The sequence below is a fragment of the Candidatus Protochlamydia sp. W-9 genome, from assembly GCF_001950615.1.
Lineage (GTDB): Bacteria > Chlamydiota > Chlamydiia > Chlamydiales > Parachlamydiaceae > Protochlamydia > Protochlamydia amoebophila.
On sequence record NZ_BCPZ01000331.1, the window covers coordinates 19776 to 40576 of the forward strand.

Annotated in this window: 20 protein-coding genes; 14 read left to right on the top strand and 6 right to left on the bottom strand. The window is 33.4% G+C overall.

The annotated features are described in order from the left end of the window. The first annotated feature begins 274 nt into the window (after window positions 1-274). From BU804_RS09160 to BU804_RS09180, 5 genes are all read left to right on the top strand, one after another. Window positions 275-1015 (top strand): gamma-glutamyl-gamma-aminobutyrate hydrolase family protein, encoded by a 741-nt coding sequence (locus BU804_RS09160; RefSeq protein WP_075883851.1) that lies wholly within the window; start codon window positions 275-277, stop codon window positions 1013-1015. A 10-nt stretch (window positions 1016-1025) separates the two neighbouring features. Beyond that, a complete protein-coding gene (locus tag BU804_RS09165; protein WP_075883826.1) occupies window positions 1026-2333 on the top strand; it encodes an APC family permease in 1308 nt (435 codons plus the stop codon). A gap of 223 nt (window positions 2334-2556) precedes the next feature. Next, a complete protein-coding gene (locus BU804_RS09170; RefSeq protein ID WP_075883827.1) occupies window positions 2557-3225 on the top strand; it encodes a hypothetical protein in 669 nt (222 codons plus the stop codon). A gap of 8 nt (window positions 3226-3233) precedes the next feature. Next, on the top strand, window positions 3234-3668 hold the full coding sequence (locus BU804_RS09175; RefSeq protein ID WP_075883828.1) for a hypothetical protein: 435 nt from the start codon (window positions 3234-3236) through the stop codon (window positions 3666-3668). 34 nt (window positions 3669-3702) lie between these two features. Further along, window positions 3703-4164: a hypothetical protein gene (locus tag BU804_RS09180; protein WP_075883829.1), complete on the top strand. Its 462-nt coding sequence runs from the start codon at window positions 3703-3705 to the stop codon at window positions 4162-4164. Between the two features lie 74 nt (window positions 4165-4238). Here the strand turns inward: BU804_RS09180 and BU804_RS09185 are convergent, their stop codons facing one another. From BU804_RS09185 to BU804_RS09200, 4 genes are all read right to left on the bottom strand, one after another. Further along, window positions 4239-5099 carry a DUF2156 domain-containing protein gene (locus BU804_RS09185; RefSeq protein WP_075883830.1) on the bottom strand — a complete coding sequence of 287 codons (861 nt, stop codon included), beginning with the start codon at window positions 5097-5099 and terminating at the stop codon, window positions 4239-4241. Between the two features lie 3 nt (window positions 5100-5102). Further along, the gene (locus BU804_RS09190) at window positions 5103-6611 is read right to left on the bottom strand and encodes a hypothetical protein (protein ID WP_075883831.1); all 1509 of its coding nucleotides are present in this window, start codon (window positions 6609-6611) and stop codon (window positions 5103-5105) included. Window positions 6612-6632: 21 nt separating this feature from the next. Beyond that, window positions 6633-7073 (bottom strand): host attachment protein, encoded by a 441-nt coding sequence (locus BU804_RS09195; protein WP_075883832.1) that lies wholly within the window; start codon window positions 7071-7073, stop codon window positions 6633-6635. Between the two features lie 134 nt (window positions 7074-7207). Beyond that, complete coding sequence (locus BU804_RS09200; protein ID WP_075883833.1) at window positions 7208-7477, bottom strand: translation initiation factor; 270 nt, start codon at window positions 7475-7477, stop codon at window positions 7208-7210. Window positions 7478-7588: 111 nt separating this feature from the next. Here BU804_RS09200 and tsaA point away from each other — a divergent pair, with 111 nt between their 5' ends. The 7 genes from tsaA (at window position 7589) to BU804_RS09235 (ending at window position 16217) form a co-directional block, all read left to right on the top strand. Then, on the top strand, window positions 7589-8386 hold the full coding sequence (gene tsaA / locus BU804_RS09205; protein ID WP_075883834.1) for a tRNA (N6-threonylcarbamoyladenosine(37)-N6)-methyltransferase TrmO: 798 nt from the start codon (window positions 7589-7591) through the stop codon (window positions 8384-8386). A 201-nt stretch (window positions 8387-8587) separates the two neighbouring features. Beyond that, complete coding sequence (locus BU804_RS09210; RefSeq protein ID WP_075883835.1) at window positions 8588-9640, top strand: Fic family protein; 1053 nt, start codon at window positions 8588-8590, stop codon at window positions 9638-9640. Between the two features lie 585 nt (window positions 9641-10225). Then, window positions 10226-11938, top strand: coding sequence for a protease-like activity factor CPAF (locus BU804_RS09215; protein ID WP_075883836.1), 1713 nt, complete (start codon window positions 10226-10228; stop codon window positions 11936-11938). 190 nt (window positions 11939-12128) lie between these two features. Continuing rightward, window positions 12129-14144 (top strand): cation:proton antiporter domain-containing protein, encoded by a 2016-nt coding sequence (locus tag BU804_RS09220; RefSeq protein ID WP_075883837.1) that lies wholly within the window; start codon window positions 12129-12131, stop codon window positions 14142-14144. An 8-nt stretch (window positions 14145-14152) separates the two neighbouring features. Then, the gene (locus BU804_RS09225; RefSeq protein ID WP_075883838.1) at window positions 14153-15094 is read left to right on the top strand and encodes a cation diffusion facilitator family transporter; all 942 of its coding nucleotides are present in this window, start codon (window positions 14153-14155) and stop codon (window positions 15092-15094) included. 3 nt (window positions 15095-15097) lie between these two features. After that, window positions 15098-15691 (top strand): DUF2937 family protein, encoded by a 594-nt coding sequence (locus BU804_RS09230; RefSeq protein ID WP_143298975.1) that lies wholly within the window; start codon window positions 15098-15100, stop codon window positions 15689-15691. Then, window positions 15660-16217: a DUF2878 domain-containing protein gene (locus tag BU804_RS09235; protein WP_075883840.1), complete on the top strand. Its 558-nt coding sequence runs from the start codon at window positions 15660-15662 to the stop codon at window positions 16215-16217. The genes BU804_RS09230 and BU804_RS09235 overlap by 32 nt, the downstream gene beginning before the upstream one ends. A 206-nt stretch (window positions 16218-16423) precedes the next feature. Here the strand turns inward: BU804_RS09235 and BU804_RS09240 are convergent, their stop codons facing one another. After that, entirely contained in the window at window positions 16424-18655 is a 2232-nt protein-coding gene (locus BU804_RS09240; RefSeq protein ID WP_075883841.1) for a hypothetical protein, read from the bottom strand. Window positions 18656-18806: 151 nt separating this feature from the next. Next, window positions 18807-18998, bottom strand: a complete 192-nt coding sequence (locus BU804_RS09245; protein ID WP_039358049.1) for a hypothetical protein — start codon at window positions 18996-18998, stop codon at window positions 18807-18809. 271 nt (window positions 18999-19269) lie between these two features. Between BU804_RS09245 and BU804_RS09250 the strand changes: the two genes are divergently transcribed. After that, the gene (locus tag BU804_RS09250; RefSeq protein ID WP_075883842.1) at window positions 19270-20121 is read left to right on the top strand and encodes a c-type cytochrome; all 852 of its coding nucleotides are present in this window, start codon (window positions 19270-19272) and stop codon (window positions 20119-20121) included. Window positions 20122-20135: 14 nt separating this feature from the next. Then, the gene (locus BU804_RS09255; protein WP_075883843.1) at window positions 20136-20603 is read left to right on the top strand and encodes a DoxX family protein; all 468 of its coding nucleotides are present in this window, start codon (window positions 20136-20138) and stop codon (window positions 20601-20603) included. The last annotated feature ends 198 nt before the right edge of the window (window positions 20604-20801 follow it).

A 20801-nucleotide genomic window follows, 5' to 3' on the forward strand; every position in this document is an offset into this window, starting at 1 on the left:
AAATAATAATAAATATTTGCAAATAAAACAATAATAGTATAAAATATTTATAATTTAAAAAAAGAATATAAATGAGTATCGCTATTTTTTATCTATTCCCTATAAATAGACTCTGGTTCATTCAAATGCGTTCCCCACTCTACGCTGGGTGTTGTCCTAGCTTTCCTTTCCCTTCACAATAAATTTTTTTCTACAACAATATGTAAATGTTTTGTTAGAACGCTTTAATGCTAAAAGAAATAAACTTTATAAAACAAACTTATCGGTCAAAATTATGCGAAAAACTGCAACTAAAAAACCAATCATTGGAATTTCAACTAGTTTATTAATGATTGACAATGGGTGTTTTAGAGGGCGAGAGCGTATAATTGTAGGGCAAGATTATGTTCGATCCATTTTAATTGCTGGTGGAACTCCAATTGTTTTACCGATTTTGTCAGATCAGGAACAAATTGAACAACAAATGGAATTAATTGATGGTTTATTACTTTCAGGGGGTTGTGATGTACATCCTCATTTTTATAAAGAAGAACCTCATCCTTTATTACAAGATTTATGCCCAGAGAGAGATCTACACGAAATTCAATTAGTTCAGCTTGCTCATCAAAGCCGAAAACCTATATTAGGTATTTGCCGAGGAGCTCAGCTTTTAAATGTTGCTTTTGGGGGAACTCTTTATCAAGATGTTTCTTTACATTCAAACCAAGTTTATCAACACATTCAACAAGCTCAGGTACATGTAGCAGCTCACGAAATTAAGATTTTGGAACATTCAATTCTAAAAAAAACCATGGAAGTTAGCCATACCACTATCAATAGTTTTCATCATCAATCGGTAAAAAAGGTCGCTCCGGGTTTTCGAATTAATGCAGTAGCAGGAGACGGCATCATTGAAGGAATTGAAAAGGAAGACAGTTCTTTTATTATTGGTGTACAATGGCACCCAGAATTAATGGCTGATAAACAAGAAGAAACGCGAAAGCTCTTTGAGGGTTTAGTCAAAGCTAGTCAATAGGGAGAAAACGATGGCAACAAATAAAATGGGGCTCATGAGCGCAATTTTGCTTGGGATCAATATGATTTTAGGATCGGGAATCTTTCTTCTCCCTGGAAAAGTTTCTGAATTAACCGGTGCATCTAGTCTGTATGTCTATGTCTTTGTTTCTCTACTTATTTTGTCAATTGCTTGGTGCTTTGCGCAATGTGCAGCTCTATTCGATCGCAATGGAGGTGCTTATTTATATGCTAAAGAAGCTTTTGGTGATTTTATAGGATTTGAAATAGGATTTATGCGATGGATTGCTGGAGCGATGGCTTGGGCTTCGCTTATTGTAGGTTTTGTTACAGCTCTGAGTTCTATTTGGCCAAATGCATTGACAGAGCCTTTAAGGGGATTTTTGATTTTAACCTTTTTAGCTCTTCTTATTTTATTTAATATGGGAGGAACTGAAAAACTTAAAAATATCAACAATGTCGTGACGATAGCAAAAGTATTACCTCTTCTATTTTTTGTTTTGATTGGTTTTTTTTATACTAAGGGGAACTTTCAAGCGATTGATGTGTCATTATCCCATTTAGATTCTATTTCTTTTGGAAATGCCGCTATAGTTATTTTTTATGCTTTTGGAGGGTTTGAAACTCTTGTTATTGCTGCAGGAGAAATAAAAAATCCTCACCATAACTTACCAATAGCGGTGATGGCTGTTATTAGCTTTTGCTCGTTTCTATATTTTTTAATTCAAATAATTGCCATGGAGATATTAGGACCTCACTTGGCTGAAAGTTCTATTCCTTTAGCTGATGCGACTGAACAAATGATTGGGTCCGCTGGGAGATGGATTGTAACTTTAGGTATGATTATTTCGATTGGGGGTGTGAATCTTACAGCTTCTTTTATTACTCCAAGAAGTGGAGCGGCTTTAGCAGAAGATGGTTTGGTTCCCAGATGGATCGCCAAAAATAATAAAGCCGGTGTTCCCGTGGGAGCTATCCTCTTGACAGCAAGTTTGACTACCATTGCTGCTTTGTCAGGGAGTTTTACTCAGCTAGCTGTGATCAGCGTTGTCTCTCGATTTGTACAGTATGGAGCGACATGTTTAGCTGTTTTTGTCCTTTATTATCGCAATAGGACAACATTAAAAATGTCAAAAAAAATATCTCTGGTTATTATTCCTTCGTTATCTTTGATTGGTCTTATTTGGATGTTATTTCAAGCTTCTTCTTCTCAGTTATATTGGGGCCTAGGGGCGCTCCTACCTGGAATTCCCATTTATTTTTTTCAGAAGCGGAAAAATAATTTAACGTTAGCGACAGTTTCTGAAATGGGTGATTAAATATATAAATAGATATTTATCATTTTCAACTTTTTAATGGATAGATTTAACTAAATTTAAATAACTATAGACAATTTTCAGTTTAAATTATATTTAAAGAATGGAAAAAGCAATGATAATTATAAAACTTCTATATCAATCATTAGAAAGTGAATTATTTTCTTGAAACTAATTTAAATAATAAGTTAAATTCTATGACAGCTTTAATCCAAAGGAAAAAACGATGAGCATTAATTTTGAAACAATTAAAAACCAAGCTGTTGACTATTGTAAGCACTTTTCTAAACAAGCCGGCCAAGTAGCAGGTAGTACTAAAAATTATGGGATCAAATTTTTTAAAGGTGCGAATGAATTCTTTAAGAAAATTTTTAATATATTTCAAGAAAACATCGAAAAAGGCTTGAGAATTGCAAAAAAATATGCCGAAAAAAAAATAAATTTTCTTAAAGTATACATCTTCAAAGGCTTGAACATAGCGAAAAGTCTATCGGCAAAGGGGATAAATTTTGCTCGTAAAAGCCCTGCAATTATACAAGACAAAACTAGGAAAATTGTGGCTTTTAGCTCAGCAAAACTTCAAAATCCTCGTTATGCTTATCCTGTAGTCGCGATTACAAATATGATTTTACTTCAGATAGTTTTCAATGCTGGGGATTTATTACATGATAAAGTAGAGGAAACGTGTATTAGAGAAGAAAATCTTACTGAAGATCAAAAAAACAAAAAAGATGTAGCCTTTTTAGCACTTGCTATTGCGTCATTAGTAGGTTTGCATACAGCTTTTAGACGCATTTTAAAGCCCAATATATCTGCTTCAAAGTATGCCCTTGTGTGTGTAGCAACTTCTTGTGCACAAATTGGTTTTCAACTTTTACGTGCAGAACTTAGATAGAGTTAATCATGAATTTTAATATTAATTTTGATTTTCTCGATGGATTTTGTCAAAATTCTTTAAAAGATCGCACGAAACATCAAACTTTTTTTAAAGGTCATTTAATTTCTTTTGTAAGCCAAACTTCAAAATATACGCGAAATAATTACTTGCCTATTTTAGCGACCATTATTACAAGTATCGCTACAACAGAATTGGTGTTATTTGTTTCTCGATCGATTTCAAGATTTAGCCAATTTTATCCTGATCGGTTGATGGAAACAGAAAAAAATGTGGTAGCTTTCTTAACTTTCCCAATACTTGGTGGAATGATTATTGGATTGAATTATGCTGTTTTTCAAGCTTTGAAGCTACCTCTTTCACCTTTAGTTAGCACGGCTGTGAGTGCAGCGACAATTGGTATTTATTCGTTAATTAAAACAAAATTTTTGACTTTATATTAAGTAATAACCCTAAACTTTAACAATTGGAACTTTTATGTATCAAAAGATTGATTATGCAATGATCAAGAACGGTATTCTTTCTGGTGTCGCTTATGCCGCTCACCAAACAAACGAAATCTTTGGAAATTTAGCTGGATATGCAGTTAGAGTTATTAAATCAGGAGTGAATTACGCTCAGAGAGAAGTGAACCGGGCTCAACCTTACTTAAAAAATCCTTATATAGCTGCAACTTCTGTCGCTACTGTAAGTATTATAAGCCTTATAATAGCTGATACTATTGCAGAAATTGTTCAAAAGATTTTACCTTCGGAAACAAAGACCCAAAAATCTGTTCAAGGAGTAGTTTCTAGCTTAACTGGTGTTGTGACTTGGATTGGTGGGATGTGGGCTTATAGATATTATGCACAAATTCCTCTGCCTCTACCTATCTATTTTGCGAGCGCTATAGCTGGCTCACTGATTCTAGGTATAAGCAATTCGCAAAAGTTATTTTAATTTATTTTGATGAGTGACAAGGATTTGTTTAATATTCCTTGTCATTCTTTATCAATAGGATTTAAAAAAACTGATTAGGCTTCTTTATTCTTATCCCTAGCGCGTTGCTTAAGAATCATTCGGTCTGGCACATAGGAATGTTTAGCCTGTCTTAAAAAAGGTAATCCGAGATCTTGTTCCAAATTGATCCACTCTGTTTGTTTAGATAGTATTTGGGCTTGATATTGATAAAGATATTGATAAAGGCCATGAATGTTAGCATCCCCTTTAGCAAAATGAATCACAAAACAGGTTGGTGTGAGATATTCTCCAATGGTAAAACCAGCAGGTTTGCCATCTATATAAATGATAACTCCTTCTAAATTTAAACATTCTAGCAATTTAATAGCTTCTAGACACGAAAAATAGTCTGTCTGTTCCTGTTGCTTTTGTTGATCTTGCCAATTGATTAAAATTTTTAAAGCATCGCTTTTGTTTTTTTGTGTTAGCTGGGCCGTTTCAATTTGATATCGATCGAATAATTGCTTGACTAAATTTCTTTTTTTGCTTAGGTGTCTTCCTGAAAAAAAAGCTAGTTTTTCAACTTTAAATAAATAATCAGAGTCTGCATCTTCAAAGCTAAAATTCAATGGAAAGTCAAATAAAGGATTCCATTCTTCTGGAATGGGAAATAAGAAATAGCCTGTATTTAAGAAAAAAATAATTTCAGATGAAACTTTGGGATGATGAGGGATTGAAGTCAGCATCATAAAAGGGAGTTTTCCTCGATCAATTCCTTTTATGTAAATATCTTCTCCAAAGATAACTTCGTATTCATGTTGTTTTCTAAACAAATAAAGATTTGCGAAAGAATATTCAGAAATTACTAATCTCATCTGCCGAAATTTTTGAGTTAAAAGAGTTTGATGAGATAAATTGAGAGGTTCTTTACGCATGGATTAATTTTGGTTAATTTGTTCGACTCGTTTAATACCGACCTTATCAACAACAACACGAAAAGTTTCTATCTCACTTTTATAAGTAAAATCGGGTTGTTGATAGGTATTTCGAATAATAATATTGAGATGATAAACTTTAGGTAATAACCGCTCTTGAATTTCTTCAGTAGAAAGGTTAAGAGTCAGGTTTGATTGCAACGCATTACTAGCTTTTTGCACAAATCGTTGAATATTGAGTCTAAAAATGGTTGTTAACTCTTTTCTTCTTCTTTGTAAATGGCTGGGTTGATAATAGAGAGAGACTTCTCTTTTGTAATGAAGAATAGATTCATGTCGATTTAAAGCTTGAAGTTCTTCGTGAAAATGATGATTCCGAATTTCCAAAAAATCGGGAGGTAATTGAGATGGTTCAATAAAAGCAAAATTTTCTGTTAAATGGCCGATTTTTTTTTCATTTTGTGTTTTGATTTCTGTCGAATAATCAGGAAACCACCGAGAAGCCTTTGTATAATAAATTTTTTTTAGTCCTTCTTTGATACGATCTTTTAAAATATAAAAAAATACGGCAAACATAATAAAAGGGAATGAATTGATGACAAAAACGGAAATTTTCCAAGCAAATAAAATCATATAGACAAACATAGCAATTCCTGCAGCTACACCGCCTAAAATGTTTCCATGTTTTTCTTCAAGAGAAGCTCGATAACTTTTTAACATGAGTGATTCAAGCATAAATCGATTAAGCAATCCTTGCCGGTATAAAATGGATTCATTATTTTGCTCATCATTTGACTTCGATTCTAATTTGCATTCTCTTCTATACTCTTTTTCTTTTGCTATATGTCTAGCCAATTCTTTTTTTACATGAATGTCCCTTTTATCATTTTGAGTAAATTGTTTAAGAAGAATAAGAAAATATTCATCAATTGTGTGACTGATAAATTCATCTACATACTTACAAGCATAATTAATTTGAGAAGAAGAATTGTGTAAAAGTTTCTTTTGTATTTCACGATAGTGAAATGTGACTTGTTGAACTTGTTTAGAAAGCTCTTCGATGATGGAAGAATAAAGAATTATCGTTTGATTTTCCATTTTTTCTAAGCTTTGTGAAATGTGAAAAATTCGATCTCTCAAAGCTGTTTTGAAAATATTTGCAAATAGTTGCAATTCATCGATAATACTTTTTTGATTTGTTAAATTAGCTTCAATAATTAGTTGTAAGCGATTAAGAGGTGAGGAAGAATATGAAAGATCGATTAATTCAGATAAACTCATCCGAGGCGTTTTATAACGAATCAAATTTGTTTGATCAGAGAAAAATTGAGCCTTAGTGAGGGTCTCTGAATTAATTTGTAAAGGACTGGGAATAAAAAAATAAAATTCTTGTTTATAAATATTTTTGACCAGCGTCTGATTAATCCTAAATTCTGATTTTAGCTCAAACTGCCACTGATCTCGAACGTGAATTCCACTTTCTCTTAGCTCGCTCCAAAAATAATTGATCATTTTTCATTGCTTTTCGAATATTTAATTAAAAAAAGGAAGATGAGTCATTATTTCATCGGGAGTCATATGCGTCATATCTTTATTAACTTCTCCACAAACCAATTTTGCCGTTGAGGTATGCAGAAATTGACGCAATAACCCCAATAAAGAAGGGGGGGCAGAAATGTACAGTTTTTCAAATTTCCCCTCATTACGTGCAGTATCTAGATAACTTGCTAGATGTTTAGCAAAAATATTAAATTCATTTTGTTTTGGCGTTGTATGAGGCTCCAGGCTATGCCGAGTCTGATCAAAACTTTCAAAATCACGGCCAGGTTTATCTGAAACAAGATCACGATTATGCAGCCGGCTTTCAGGATGTTCAAAGGTCTCTACAATAGCTAATGAACGAATTGTTTCAATTTTATAAATTTTAGCTAAGCTACTATTGGCGATTAACAGCCAGGAAGTTGGTTTTTTCATTTCATTCCCTCGTTTTATTAATAACAAGAACTGTGGTTTTCACAAATTTCTAGTGATTCTATTTTTAGTGTATTCTCATAAAATTTATTTAAACATCAAACTCGGAAAAAAAGGTATTTATTTTTTTATTGTTTTTACCTCTTTTTTTGCTTGAGATGATCTTTGACTCTTTGCACTTTATCTCCTTGCAATTCAATTTGATTAGATTTAACAGCACCACCACACCCAAATTTTTGTTTAAGCGTTGAACATAAAAATTTTAACTCTTCAGTTTGTAATGGAAGATTTAAAATAATAGTCACAATAGAAGATCCTCTTTTTTCTTTGATAACTTTTATAGGATGTTTAGATTTAATGGCTGGCATTGGCTCAGGGATCCATTCGCCACCGATTGTAAAAGGCATGTTTTCCTCTGGCAAAATAGTAAAAATTTAATAGAAATCAAAAATTGATTCATTTTAACAATGAATATGTGAAAATTAATACCAATTTTCTCTGTTTATTTGAAGGAAACAATGTTAGACGACAAAACACAATTTTTCATGAAGCCTATTGGTTATTTTCGAGCTGAGCAAATAAAAAAATATCAAGTTCCTAGACAAGCGCCTCTTTCTGACAGCGAAGGGCTTATTGAATTACTTCCTCAGGTGCAATTTGAACAGGCCCTTAAAGGTTTGGAAGGATTTGAAAGAATATGGATATTATTTCGATTTCATTTACATACCCATTGGAAACCGAAAGTACTCCCTCCAAGAGGAGAGAAAAAACAAGGTGTTTTTGCAACGCGTTCTCCTCATCGCCCTAATTTAATAGGACTTTCTTGCGTCAAATTGAAAAAGATTTGTGGATTAAAACTTTATATTGTCAACCATGATTTGTTAGAAGGAACTCCTATTCTAGATATCAAGCCTTATCTTAACTATGCCGATTCTTTTCAATGCCAAAAACAGGGATGGTTGGATGACCTTATTACTGACGAAGTATTTTCTATCCAATGGTCATCACAAGTTCTCGAACAGTTCCAATATCTAGAAAAAGAGTGGGATTGCTTTCTGCAAGCGAAGATCGCATTGCGTTTACAAGTAAATCCTTTTCCTTCTTCCAATAATCGTATTAAACTTATTAAAGGTAACAATTATCAACTTGCTTATCAAACATGGCGGGTCAATTATTCAATTGATAATTCCATACTTCTTGTTTTTTCTCTTATCACAGGATATGACAAAGAAACATTAAGAGGGAATAGGTCTTCTCGATGGGAAGATGTTCCTATGCATCAAGCTTTTATACAAAGATTTGAGGGAATTGAATAGCTGTAATAGCGAGGTTGCAACTTAACACAGGTAGTCTATCCTTTGCGATTGCCTTGTTAAAACAGGATTTTCCTCTTTTAATTTCATTTGCATTCATCAATCCCTCTAACCTCCCCAACTTTCAAATAAAAGTAGAAAAATAGGGGAATCTATTTTATAAATAGGGTAAAAACTAACCATTATTACCCTATTTATACATATATGCATTCATTATCCCTTAGTTATTTAAATTCGCTTCGTTTTTCAGAAGAACATCTGTCAACTTTGCGTTTACTTGGTGAATATCGAGGAAAGCAGGCTTTGTATTTCAAGCAATCCCCTGAGATTTTAAAAAATTTACAGCAAGTTGCCGCCATTGAGTCGAGTGAATCATCTAATCGATTAGAAGGAATTACAGCTCCTCATAATCGAATTGCTGATTTAGTGATTAAAAATAGCGCTCCCATTGACCGGTCAGAACAAGAAATTGCCGGTTATCGTGACGCTTTAAATTTGATTCATCAATCTGGCCAATACATGCGTTTAACAAATAATGTAATTTTACAGTTACATAGTTGGCTTTATCGCTATCAATCCCAGAGTGGGGGACAGTGGAAAAAATTAGACAATCAAATCACAGAAATTCATTCAGATGGGACAAGACGTATACGCTTTAATCCAACATCTGCTTTTGAAACTCCAAGTGCAATGCATGCATTAATTGAAGGATATGAAACAAACATTCAATCTATTCAAAAAGAGCCGTTGATTATTTTGCCTGTGACAATTTTAGATTTTTTATGCATCCATCCTTTTAGTGATGGAAATGGAAGAACAGCGCGATTACTCACTTTATTACTTTTATATCATTTTGATTATCAAGTAGGCCGTTATATTAGTTTAGAACGCATTTTTGAAGAATCTAAAGAAAGTTATTATGCGACACTAGAAAAAAGTTCCAAAGGTTGGCATGAAGGAAAGCATGATGTGATGCCTTGGATGACATATTTTTGGGGAGTGCTTTTAAGGGCCTATAACGAATTTGAAGCTCGTGTAGGAACACTAAAGATTGGCCAAGGCAGCAAAAATGCTTATATTCGTCAAACTGCTGAAAGAATGATAGGCCCCTTTGCCATTTCGGATATTGAAAAGGCTTGTCCTGCTGTCAGTCGAGATACAATTCGTCTGGTTTTAAGACAACTAAGAGACGAAGGAATCATTATCCCTCAAGGTAAGGGACGGGGAGCAAAATGGAAACTTGCCAACTCTTCCTAATGAATAGAAAAACGAAGATCAACTAAAAAACATTGCACAATTACGGGTATACGAAATGATTTGTCCTTAAGCTTTTCTAAGTAAGTTCAATAACTGGAGCAACTCCAATCAAGGTTGCTTATTGAAAACCTTAATTAACATCTTTTGTGATTAAAGTAATTCCTACACAAACAACCAATAGGTTATCGGGCTTTATAAATGGATTAAAAAGGATGAGGTAAGAAAGCAAAAGTTTTTTCCGCAAATGCAAGAATTGTTCCCTATGTTTTCATTTTTATATATTAATGATTTTTCTGTATAAAGTGTTTTTTAAGATGAAAAATCGTTTGATAAAATGAGATCGTTCGTTGAACATCAACCAAATAAATAATCAGGGATTCTTAGCCTATAAATACCTAAATAGTTTCAAAACATTAGCAATTATTTACCCAACCTTTGATTTTTTGTCTTAAAATTCATTATTAATGATGAATAAATTTTTGTTCAATTATTTTATATTTTTGTGTAGTATTATTATGTGATTCATTGGATAGAATAAAAATATAGAAATAGTCCTTAATCTCTTTTAAACCAAAAAAGGTAGAAATGAATAAGTTTTTTCTTAACACTTTCAGAAGTTGCGCAATTTTTGTTTTATTCAATGCTTCATTGAGCTTTGCCTCTACAGAGGATATAAAGAAAGGATCGATGATTGAAGATCTTAAAATGATTAAGCATGTCTTCGATGTAGGGTATGCTCCTTTGGAATGGAAAAAAAATTATACAGGACTGAATTTAGACGAGGAATTGAATAAATCAATTGATCTTATTTTATCGAATCCGACCCTGACTCATAAAGATTTTCAAAGAATTGTTAAAAATTTCTTGGCTTCAACCAAAGACTATCATGTTGATGTTATTTTTTTTTCCACAGAAACTGCCACCCTTCCTTTTGATGTTAAAGGAGTCAATAATCGTTATTTTATTACGTGGATCGATGAATTAAAATTACCTCCTTCTACTTATACAATTAAAGTAGGAGATGAAATCATAGAATTTGATGATCGCCCTTTAGGCGATGTGATCGAAGAGTTAAAACAACATGGAAGTAAAAATTCTAATCCCCTAACAGATCAAGCATTGGCAGAAATTAAATTGACTAATCGATTAGGATGGCTTGGAGACATCATTCCTCAAGGGCCTGTAACTATTAAAGTTCGCTCTCGTTCAAAAGAAGTTCCTTTGAGCTACCAACTCATTTGGGATTATCGTCCCGAATTGATTTTTTCTCCCTCTCTTTTCCTACAAACTGTGGAAAGTTTTTTTCCTAACAAAAAAATCAGTATTAGAAGTCCTTACATGACGATGATGAATTTGACGCATCGTAAAATGATGTCTGAAACAAAGCGGGATGGAACATTATGTGCTCGAAAAAGTTTTATTCCTACTTTAGGGCCTCGTGTTTGGATGTTTGATAAAATTGACAAAGAAAAAGAAATTTCCTGGTATGCCTATATTTATAAAATATCTGAAGAAGAAAAAATCGGATATATCCGCATTCCTCATTATATTGGTCATAAAGAAGAGAGTAAAGAGTTTGGAGAATTACTAAACTATCTAGAGCAAAAAACAGATGCTTTAGTGATCGATCAAGTGCATAATGGTGGTGGTTATGCTTCTTTCCAATATGAATTAGCTTCTATGCTTGCTTTAAATCCGCTTAAAACACCTAAACACCAAATGAAAATTACACAAAAAGATGTTTTGACTGCTTATCAAATTTTAGACGTAATTGAAAAAATTCAACAAGGAATAGATGATGAGATAGAAGAAGGTCCTATTGATTATCAACATTTATTATTTCTCAAAGCCTTTTATGAGTTTACAATTCAAGAATGGGACGAGCAGCGAACTTTAACCGATCCAACGCATCTAGAAGGGTGTGACTGGATTAATCCTCATTCTGATTATCGTTATACAAAGCCTATTTTAATGTTGATCAATGAACTCGACTTTTCAGGTGGCGACTTCATGCCAGCTATAATGCAAGATAATCAAAGAGCTGTTCTTTTTGGAACGCGTACATCTGGCGCAGGTGGATTTGTTTTACAGGCCAGTTTTCCAAATAATAATGGAATTGCTGCATTTTCCTATACTGGTTCTATTGCAGAAAGACCCGAAACTTTATTAAAAATAGAAAATTTGGGTGTCACTCCAGATATTGCTTATTCAATAACTGTTGATGATTTGCAAAATGGTTATCAAGGTTATAAAGCCGCAGTCAATGAAGCTGTACAAGCATTGATTAAGAAAAAATAAACTTTTATAAGATTCCAATCTCCAAATTTTGAATATCTTTTCAAATTTTGGAGCCCTAGAATTAATTTGATTAGAACAGCTTTTTGAAACTAGCAGAAAACCATTTCTTTCACTTCAATCTTTAATTTGCTAATTAAAACTCTCTGGCTTAAAAAACAAAGCTCCATTTGCAAGTAAAATAGGATTCGATATGGAATTATTTCTATTTACAGATTTATTAATTCTGTTTGCTATATCGATTATTATCCTTCTAGTGGGTTATCGATTTAACATTCCTCCTGTTGTTTGTTTTCTTTTAACAGGTATGTTAGCAGGCCCGCACGGATTAGCCTTCGTGCAAGAAAGTAAAGATGTAGAAATGTTAGCTCAATTGGGAATCGTTCTCCTTTTGTTTGGAATTGGAATGGAGTTTTCCATTAAAAAACTTTTTCAGATTAGACGGCTCTTTTTTTTAGGAGGTTCTCTACAAGTTGGCTTAACCATTCTATTTACTTATATTTTAACCCAGCTCATGCAATTGCCATGGAAAGAATCTATCTTTATCGGCTGTTTAATATCTATGAGCAGCACAGCAATTGTTGTTAGACTTTTAGAGCAAAAAGGGGAAAGCTTAAGTCCTCAGGGTAAACTTTCTATCTCAATTCTGATTTTTCAAGATTTGATTGCAATTCCAATGATTTTGTTTATTCCTATGCTTTCTGGAAATATGGAAGAAAAACAATTTCAAATAGAGTGGACAGTTTTTAAACCTTTTATGGTAGGAATGTTAATTTTAGTCGCTGTCTTTTTTAGTGCGCAACGGATCGTCCCTCGTTTATTACTACAAGTGGCAAGAACGCGGAATAAAGATCTCTTTTTATTAAGTGTATTAACTCTTTGCTTTGGTGTTGCATGGCTGACGTCAACCTTAGGCCTTTCCTTAACGATCGGTGCATTTCTAGCTGGTTTAATTATTTCTGAATCAGAGTATAGCCATGAAGCTGTGGGGCATATCTTTCCTTTGCAAACGCTTTTCATTAGCTTCTTTTTTGTTTCCATAGGCATGTTGTTAAATATCGATTTTTTCATCCATCATTTATTTACTATTCTAGCTTTAGCTACCCTCGTCATTTTTTTAAAGATTTTCGTGACAGGATTAACAACATTGATGATTGGTTTACCCATGCGAACAGCTATTTTAACAGGTTTAATGCTAAGTCAGGTTGGAGAATTTTCTTTTGTCTTAGCAAACGCTGGAATGTCTTTTAGACTCCTAACGGATTATGAATACCAACTTTTTTTATCAATTTCACTTGTTTCTCTTGCGATTAGCCCAATTTTGATTTCTTTTTCTCCAAAAATTGTTAGTTTCATCTGTTCTTTACCTTTACCACAAAAATTGCTTTCAGGCCTAAGAGAACAACGAAAAAGTGATGATAGGTCATTCAGTAATCACGTGATTATTGTTGGGTTTGGGATCAGTGGGAAAAATCTAGCGCGTTCAAGCAAATTAGCAAATATTCCTTATACAATACTAGAAATGAATCCAGATATTGTCAGGGAACAACGGACACTTAATGAATCAATTTATTTTGGTGATGCGACACATCTAACTGTCTTAGAACACTCCCACATTCATAAAGCCAAAGCAATTGCTGTTTTAGTTAATGATCCTATTGCAGCAAGACGAATTGTTAAAATTGCACGAGAATCTAATCCAACCATTTACATTGTTGTAAGAACACGTTACATGCGAGAAATGCTGTTAATGCATAAATTAGGTGCTGATGAAGTAATTCCTGATGAATTAGGAACTTCTGTAGAAATTTTTTCTCGTGTATTAAAACAATATTACATCCCAGATGAAGAAATCCATCAACTTGTCACAGAGGTTCGAGCAGATGGATACAAAATGTTACGCGATCAACAAGCTCCTTTAACAAATTTATCAGAAGTTAAGCTAAATTTATCAAACGTTGAAATGGGAACTTTTCGTTTACACGAAAATTCTCCCTTGGTTGGGATGCTTTTATCTGAATCAAATTTACGTAAAAAACACGGAATGACGGTTTTATTAATTAGGCGCGAAAAAGCTGTTATTTCTAATCCCTCTCCGGATACTCAATTACTCGCTAATGATGTTTTAGTTGTTGTGGGTGAAAAGACGCCTTTAAAGCAAGCACTAGAATTATTTGGAAAATTAGAAACACAATCGACTATTAATTAAAGGTTTTCATGGCAAAATTTCCCAAACCAGTTTTTCTTCCAGCGGATGTTTATCTCAAAAGAGCTCAACGCAGTCAACTTATTCTTCGATCTGCTAAATTGGGAATAAAAATACGACTAGCTATTATTGTTTTTGAACTTTTTGGTGTAGCGTTGATCAATAGCTCTACTCTTTTCTTAGATGCTATTTCCGGTTTAATGGATGTTCTATCGACTATTTTTTTGATTATATGCATAAAATTAGCTCGTAAACCACCTGATGAAGATCATCCTTTTGGACATGGTCGCTATGAACCTTTGGGTGGTCTTTTAATTGGCTTAATTTTAATTTTTATTGGAGCCATTATGTTGTTCCAACAAGTCAATGGATTTATTCAGGAAGCTCCTCAACCTTTTTTACATCCCTGGGCTTGGATTTTTCCTGCTACAGCTATGATTCTTTTAGAAATTTGTTATCAATTAATTTTTAGAACGGCAAAAAAAGAAAATAGTCCAGCTCTAGCTGCAGACGCTGTCCATTATCGAATAGATGGGTTAACAAGCCTATTGGCAACTTTAACATTAATTGCAGCTGCCTTGGTTCCTGAATGGAGCGGAATCGTTGACCATATAGGAGCTATTCTGATTGCTTTATTTATGATAGGTCTTGGGGTTTTTGCTGCACGTGAAAACTTTAATCAACTAACAGATAAAGTCCCTAATCAAGAGTTTTTTAAAACCGTCGAAAAAGCTGCGCATGAAGTAGAAGGAGTGCAAGCGACAGAAAAAATTCGCATTCAACTTTATGGTCCTGACGCTCATGTGGATATCGACGTTGAAGTGGAACCAAAACTTACAGTTGATTTCGCACATCAAATTAGTCAACAAGTACGCGCAGCTATTCAAAAAGCTTGGCCAGCAGTTCGAGATGTGACCGTTCACATCGAACCTTACTATCCAGGGGATCATTAGATTGTGCCAGAGTTGAAAAATAATAAAAGAACTAGGCATGATGAGATAGATGAGTTAGGTAATTTGATGAAATTTTGGCAAATTTTGGATAAGTTTTTGGATCGTTTTTTTGTTGTTTTAGGGGCATTTTTAGGAAGTCAAATCCCTGAATTTTTGCAACAATACGTGCAACGGTTAGCGGGTCATGTTGATGAGTTGAAATATATAATTGATCAATTAAGCCAATTAGCTTCTGCCTCTAATAAATCTTTAGAACAATATATTCAAAAATTTGTTCATAGTAGTGATTTAGATTTCGTCAAACAAGGGGAGTTCATGCAGGCATTAGTCACTCGTTGGCAAAACCTCAATGATAGTTTAAGAAGTTTGGTTCAAAGCTCTTATTTTGAACGCCCATTTGTTTTCTTAAAAGAAATGAATTACCCTATTGCTCAAGAAACCTTTTATTCTTATCAAGCAGGTATTAATTTGACATTGGAAGGCTTGGGCTATACGGCAATCGGAATTGTTGTAGGGATTTTATTGTATCAATTGATATCAAAAATTTTTAAATTTGGATCACAACGTGTTGCTTCCTTTTTTAGACCGCGCGATTAGCACCGCTCTATTTTATGGGGGATGGTGTTGGTGTTTAAATGATGCCGCACATAACCGCACACATTATTATGGATTTTGGTTTGTTTTATTTATCATTATTTATCAGATTTTTCGATCGAATTCTCGAAAAGCAGATTTTTTGTTGGTTTGTTTTATCTGTCTCTTAGGGCCTTTGTCAGATGCCTTATATGCTCAATTTGGTTTAATCAATTATCATCATTCTTTTCATTCAATCATTTGGCTTCCTCCCGTGTGGATTTTCTTACTTTGGGCTCTGGTAGCTGTTAACCTTCCTCTTTTTTCTTGGCTTAATCAAAGATGGGTATTGGCAGCAGTTTTAGGTGCTTTTGGTGGCCCTCTTAGTTATTTTTCGGCTATCCGGCTCGGAAGTATCAGCTTACTTAAGCCGCTACCTTTAACTTTGATGATTCTTGGAGGTGTATGGCTTATTCTTTTTCCTTGCTTACTATGGCTGAGTGATAAATTTAAACAGTGGTTTGCAGCAAGACATTCCGAATGCCCCTAGACGTGAACGAATGGAATCGATTAATCCAAGTTCTAAGAGTAATTTAAAGAATTTTTTAATTGTTTTTTAGAAATTGGCTTCATTTGATAAAAAATCATTGACTTGTAAGAGTGTTTGAAAAACAGAATAAAAAATCTACATAAATGAATCTTCTAAAATATAGAGTCGATACTGTGTTAAGTATCGACTCCAAAAAAAGAAATTTCCTAATAATTAGGATTTCTAATATGCCCTTTTGGCCCACCTTTATCAATAAGTTGCTGCCAATAATTTTGCATATCATTTGAAAAGTATTTTTTAAGCTTTTGAAAAGGAACTGGCCATCTATGATGATGTTCAGTATCAATAAAAGCTAGCTTTCCATTTTTGCAAAAAGGGACATTAAAAGCATAAACAGAATCATACAGCCCTAAATCGTCAAAAACTTGATAAATTTGGTCTAATAATTTGCGAGTCATACGATGTTTATAGGCCTTTTCATTTTTTTCATGACTCAAAATACGCATATTTTCTGCGACTAAAATAAAATTTTTTCGCATGTATCTAGATGAATTAGGAGGAGAGGGATATTCTGGTAAAGGATAAATCCACTTCTTAGGAACACTGAAAGTGGCTTGTAAGTTATTATTAGTAATCCAGTTTCTTATCACTTTTGCCCCTTCAATGCGATGAACAAATTTATGCCACTCTGCCCGTACAACAAGATCGCTATCTGGAAATGCTTTGATAAAGTGGTGAGGTAAATCAGGGTGGGGAGATGCCATGATGCGGCTAGCACGTCCTTGTTGATAGCGTTTAAAACCAGCCTTTTTAAAAGTTTCTGGTGTTAAAATCACGCGAGTTGCCGAAAACATACGATCTAATTTAGGCTTAACCGGATGATTTTCTGGCAATAAATAGGGTCGCACGTGTTCCCAAATTTGATCTGGTACATAAGAAGATTTTTGATAAGCTTTGATTTCTATTAAAGGTAAAACTGGTGTTCGATGATAAATTTTATAGAGTTTAATTAGGCTATTGTCAAAAGTATCGTAAGAATTAGAAATTTGAGGTAAAAAACTTTGAAAATATGGATAAGAAAGGGGTAATAACATTCTTTTAATAATGTGTTTACCCTCTTCTTGTTCAACAACTTGCAAAACATTACGTGGTTGAATAAGTTCCTCATCATAAACATGGATAAGGGAAGAAGGGACTGAGTATTGTCCATTTTTCCTTGCAATAATACGGTAGTATGCTAAAGATCCATCTACCAAAATTTTAGTTTCTTTAATAATTGCAACTAAATTGTTATTAATTTCTATATCTGTGATTTTCCCGTCTTCCATTGCATTAATTTGCAAATTTGTATAAAGAGTAGGAATAAAATCTAGAGAGTTTGATCCGAAAACTAAATATTCAATAGTCGGATCATCAATAGATTCTCTTTCCCAACTTAGCTCAAAAAGCTGACCCTTTTTTTCAAATTCTACTAATGCAACTGGATCTGGTTTTTCAACGGTAAAGGCAAAAATTCTGGACCAAGCACCCCATTTACCATCAGAGAAGCCTTTAATTCGGAAATAATAAATGCTTCCCGCATTAAAAAATGTTTCAGTTGTCGGAGATAAAATGACTTCTGTTTTAAAAGGTTCAATTTGTTCAAAATTGGAGGGAATAAAATTAAAAGTAGGGTTAGGGGAAATTTGCCACCAAATTTTTCCTGCAGGCACTTCACCTAGATTCATTAAGTAAAAACAAGGAGAAGTAAAATCAAACACTTGGGATTGATTCCCAACTTGTATATCCCCAGGTACAGGGTCTTTTAAATCAACTTCATCAATATTAAATGGATTAAATCCGCTCTCTGTATCAAATATTTGTCCATATAAGCCACTTTCTTGCTCGACCAAAAAAGGTTCAGTAATCGAGAATTGAGCTAGCTTTATAATACTTTTTTCAAAGTCAACATCAGTATCATAAATTGAATCTTTACTCCTTAAAGCTAAAAATGGATCGTCCATTAAATCTTCGGAAGAGGCGAGTGTTTGATTGTCTAAAGTTAGATAAACTTGTTTTTTTTCTAAATCAATGAAGATCCATTCGTCGTCATAGCCAAAATCAAAGGCAAAAGCATTCTGTTTACTACTTAATCGTGTGCGAATGCCAAGTTGATGACAAAGTTTAATAAATTGATAAGCAAATTGTTCTTGTGAACAAATTTTCACAGAATTTAATAAGTCTAGAGGAGTGCAAGATAACTCTTTAGATTGATCGGCAATCTCTATAGAGGAATCCCAGATTTTAAAAAGTGCTAAAGCTGGATATTGTTCTTGAGAAATTTGACTCGCTAAATAATCCAACGTTATTTTTTTTTCTAGTTGAGGGAGAGCAATCACAACAAGCGGAAAGCTAACTATACCTAATAGAAAAATCAACGTTTTATACAAAAGTTTCACAGTAAAAACTCACTTTAAAATGTTTCGCTAAAGGCCCTCGTGCGGATTCAATCGCACATTTAAACTTTTTTGGCTGTTTATCATCCTATAAAAATTAGGGGAATTGATTTAAGTAAGACTATCTTTACAAAATAAAGTGAATTTCGCAAATCTATTTTGTAAAAACTTGAACTAGCCAGCTAATCATAATAAAAGAAATCAAAACTAAAAGAGAGCTTAAAAAAGCAGCCGATAAGCTATTCCAAAAAGTATGAGATTCATTATAAAATAAGGTTGCACCTAAAATAAAAATTAAGAGGGAGGCGATGTAGCCAAATCGACGGATGGTTAAACTCGCAGACATACTTATATTCCTTTATCCGTAAATTGAATTTCAATTTTTCTAAAGCTTTGTTATTTAAAGTGCAAAAAAAAATTTAAAAAAAAGCAATTATACTGCTCATTAAAAAAATGATGAATCTTTCTTGCCATTTTCTATAAAAAAGATTTAATAATTCAATCAACATGGGTTTAAACAAAAATATTGTCAAAACTTTTGATACTTAAAAATTTTATGGGTAAAAAAGTTATCAACTATTTTACTTACCTACATTAACCATACATTGCATATTAACATGATTAAATCTATCTCTTTCATCTTAGCAATTCTTTTAGGAATTGGCCTTTTCTGGGCTATTAAGCATAAAGCTCGTGAGATTGAATGTTATGATCGCTGCTCATTTAAACATGGACTTGCTTTGACTCAAGCTCATACAATTTATAGTGTAGATTTGCAAGATCCCGAACAAGCCCCTTTAGATATTCGAGATAGTGTCATGAGAGGATATCGACTCATCATGAATACACCACACTATGCGCCTGAGTATGTGAAAAATCAACTTTCTTGTACAAACTGTCATTTTTTAGGGGGAGACACTTTAGGAGGAAAAAATGGCGGAATTGCATTGATCGGAGTCACAACCAGCTATCCCCGTTTTTCTAAACGGGACAATAGAGAAATTAGCATCGAAGAGCGTATTGACAACTGTTTTCAAAGGAGTATGAACGGAGTTTCTCTTCCTAAAAATTCTCAACAGATGAAAGATATAGTCACTTATTTACAATGGATTTCGAAAGAAGTTGAACATATTAAGGATATTCCCTGGCTAGGCCTAAAATTCTTAAAAAGTGAATATAAAGGAAATTCTCAGAAAGGGGAAAAATTATATATTTCTTATTGTGCATCTTGTCATAAAGAAAATGGAGAGGGGGGAGCTACATTAACGGCATTAGAAGGAAAAAGCATTCCCCCTTTATGGGGTCCTCAGTCATTTAATGATGGAGCTGGAATGACGCGATTAGACATGCTTTCTTCATTTATATATTGGAACATGCCTTATCAAGATGCTTCTTTACCAGAAGACGAAGCAATTGACATTGCTGCGTATATTATTAAGCAAAAGAGACCTCAATTTCAAAGATCTTAACTCGGTGGATATATATGTTTAAAGAACGAGCTAAAGCCTACCAAAAGCTTATCACCTTTGCAACGAATTTAAAATCTCCGATTCTAATGCTTTGTCGGCTATATTGGGGAACGTTATTTTTGTTAGCAGGATGGGGAAAATTAACTCATATGGATCCCTTTGTCAGTTTATTAACCCAATTTGATTTCCCAGCTCCTTATTTTTTTGCTTATTTGGCCGCTTGCACGGAATTTTTTGGAGGGATTTGTTTAATCTTAGGATTTGCTTCTCGAGTTGCTGCAATTCCTTTAATCATCACTATGTTAATAGCTTATGCAACTGCACATCAGGAATCGTTAAAATCTATCTTTAGAAATCCAACTGAATTTGTAGCTGAAAGTCCTTTCAACTTTCTTCTCATCTCTTTATTTATTTTTGCTTTTGGTCCAGGTCGCTTTTCAATTGATTATTTAATTGAAAAATACCTTCTTGAAAATAAGTAATTGTCAAACGCACCTTTATTAAATAGCACTTAATAATTAAGTAGATGATTTTGGAAGTAGTAAGGTTTTCGAATTTTTCAAAAATTTCGCTTGCATGAATGAGGTTTTATTGAAAATTCGAAAATCCTTATTTGCCTAATTTTTAAAAAAAATTTGAACTTCTAAAATACTCATACTAATTTTGAAGTTGTTTTTGAT

Bases quoted from the DNA above. Each gene is read 5' to 3' on its own strand.
- BU804_RS09185 (WP_075883830.1), bottom strand. From the start codon at position 5,099: ATGCGTAAAGAACCTCTCAATTTATCTCATCAAACTCTTTTAACTCAA.
- BU804_RS09250 (WP_075883842.1), top strand. From the start codon at position 19,270: ATGATTAAATCTATCTCTTTCATCTTAGCAATTCTTTTAGGAATTGGC.
- BU804_RS09220 (WP_075883837.1), top strand. From the start codon at position 12,129: ATGGAATTATTTCTATTTACAGATTTATTAATTCTGTTTGCTATATCG.
- BU804_RS09190 (WP_075883831.1), bottom strand. From the start codon at position 6,611: ATGATCAATTATTTTTGGAGCGAGCTAAGAGAAAGTGGAATTCACGTT.
- BU804_RS09225 (WP_075883838.1), top strand. From the start codon at position 14,153: ATGGCAAAATTTCCCAAACCAGTTTTTCTTCCAGCGGATGTTTATCTC.
- BU804_RS09165 (WP_075883826.1), top strand. From the start codon at position 1,026: ATGGCAACAAATAAAATGGGGCTCATGAGCGCAATTTTGCTTGGGATC.
- BU804_RS09200 (WP_075883833.1), bottom strand. From the start codon at position 7,477: ATGCCTTTTACAATCGGTGGCGAATGGATCCCTGAGCCAATGCCAGCC.
- BU804_RS09195 (WP_075883832.1), bottom strand. From the start codon at position 7,073: ATGAAAAAACCAACTTCCTGGCTGTTAATCGCCAATAGTAGCTTAGCT.
- BU804_RS09245 (WP_039358049.1), bottom strand. From the start codon at position 18,998: ATGTCTGCGAGTTTAACCATCCGTCGATTTGGCTACATCGCCTCCCTC.
- BU804_RS09160 (WP_075883851.1), top strand. From the start codon at position 275: ATGCGAAAAACTGCAACTAAAAAACCAATCATTGGAATTTCAACTAGT.
- tsaA (WP_075883834.1), top strand. From the start codon at position 7,589: ATGTTAGACGACAAAACACAATTTTTCATGAAGCCTATTGGTTATTTT.
- BU804_RS09210 (WP_075883835.1), top strand. From the start codon at position 8,588: ATGCATTCATTATCCCTTAGTTATTTAAATTCGCTTCGTTTTTCAGAA.
- BU804_RS09180 (WP_075883829.1), top strand. From the start codon at position 3,703: ATGTATCAAAAGATTGATTATGCAATGATCAAGAACGGTATTCTTTCT.
- BU804_RS09215 (WP_075883836.1), top strand. From the start codon at position 10,226: ATGAATAAGTTTTTTCTTAACACTTTCAGAAGTTGCGCAATTTTTGTT.
- BU804_RS09175 (WP_075883828.1), top strand. From the start codon at position 3,234: ATGAATTTTAATATTAATTTTGATTTTCTCGATGGATTTTGTCAAAAT.
- BU804_RS09170 (WP_075883827.1), top strand. From the start codon at position 2,557: ATGAGCATTAATTTTGAAACAATTAAAAACCAAGCTGTTGACTATTGT.
- BU804_RS09255 (WP_075883843.1), top strand. From the start codon at position 20,136: ATGTTTAAAGAACGAGCTAAAGCCTACCAAAAGCTTATCACCTTTGCA.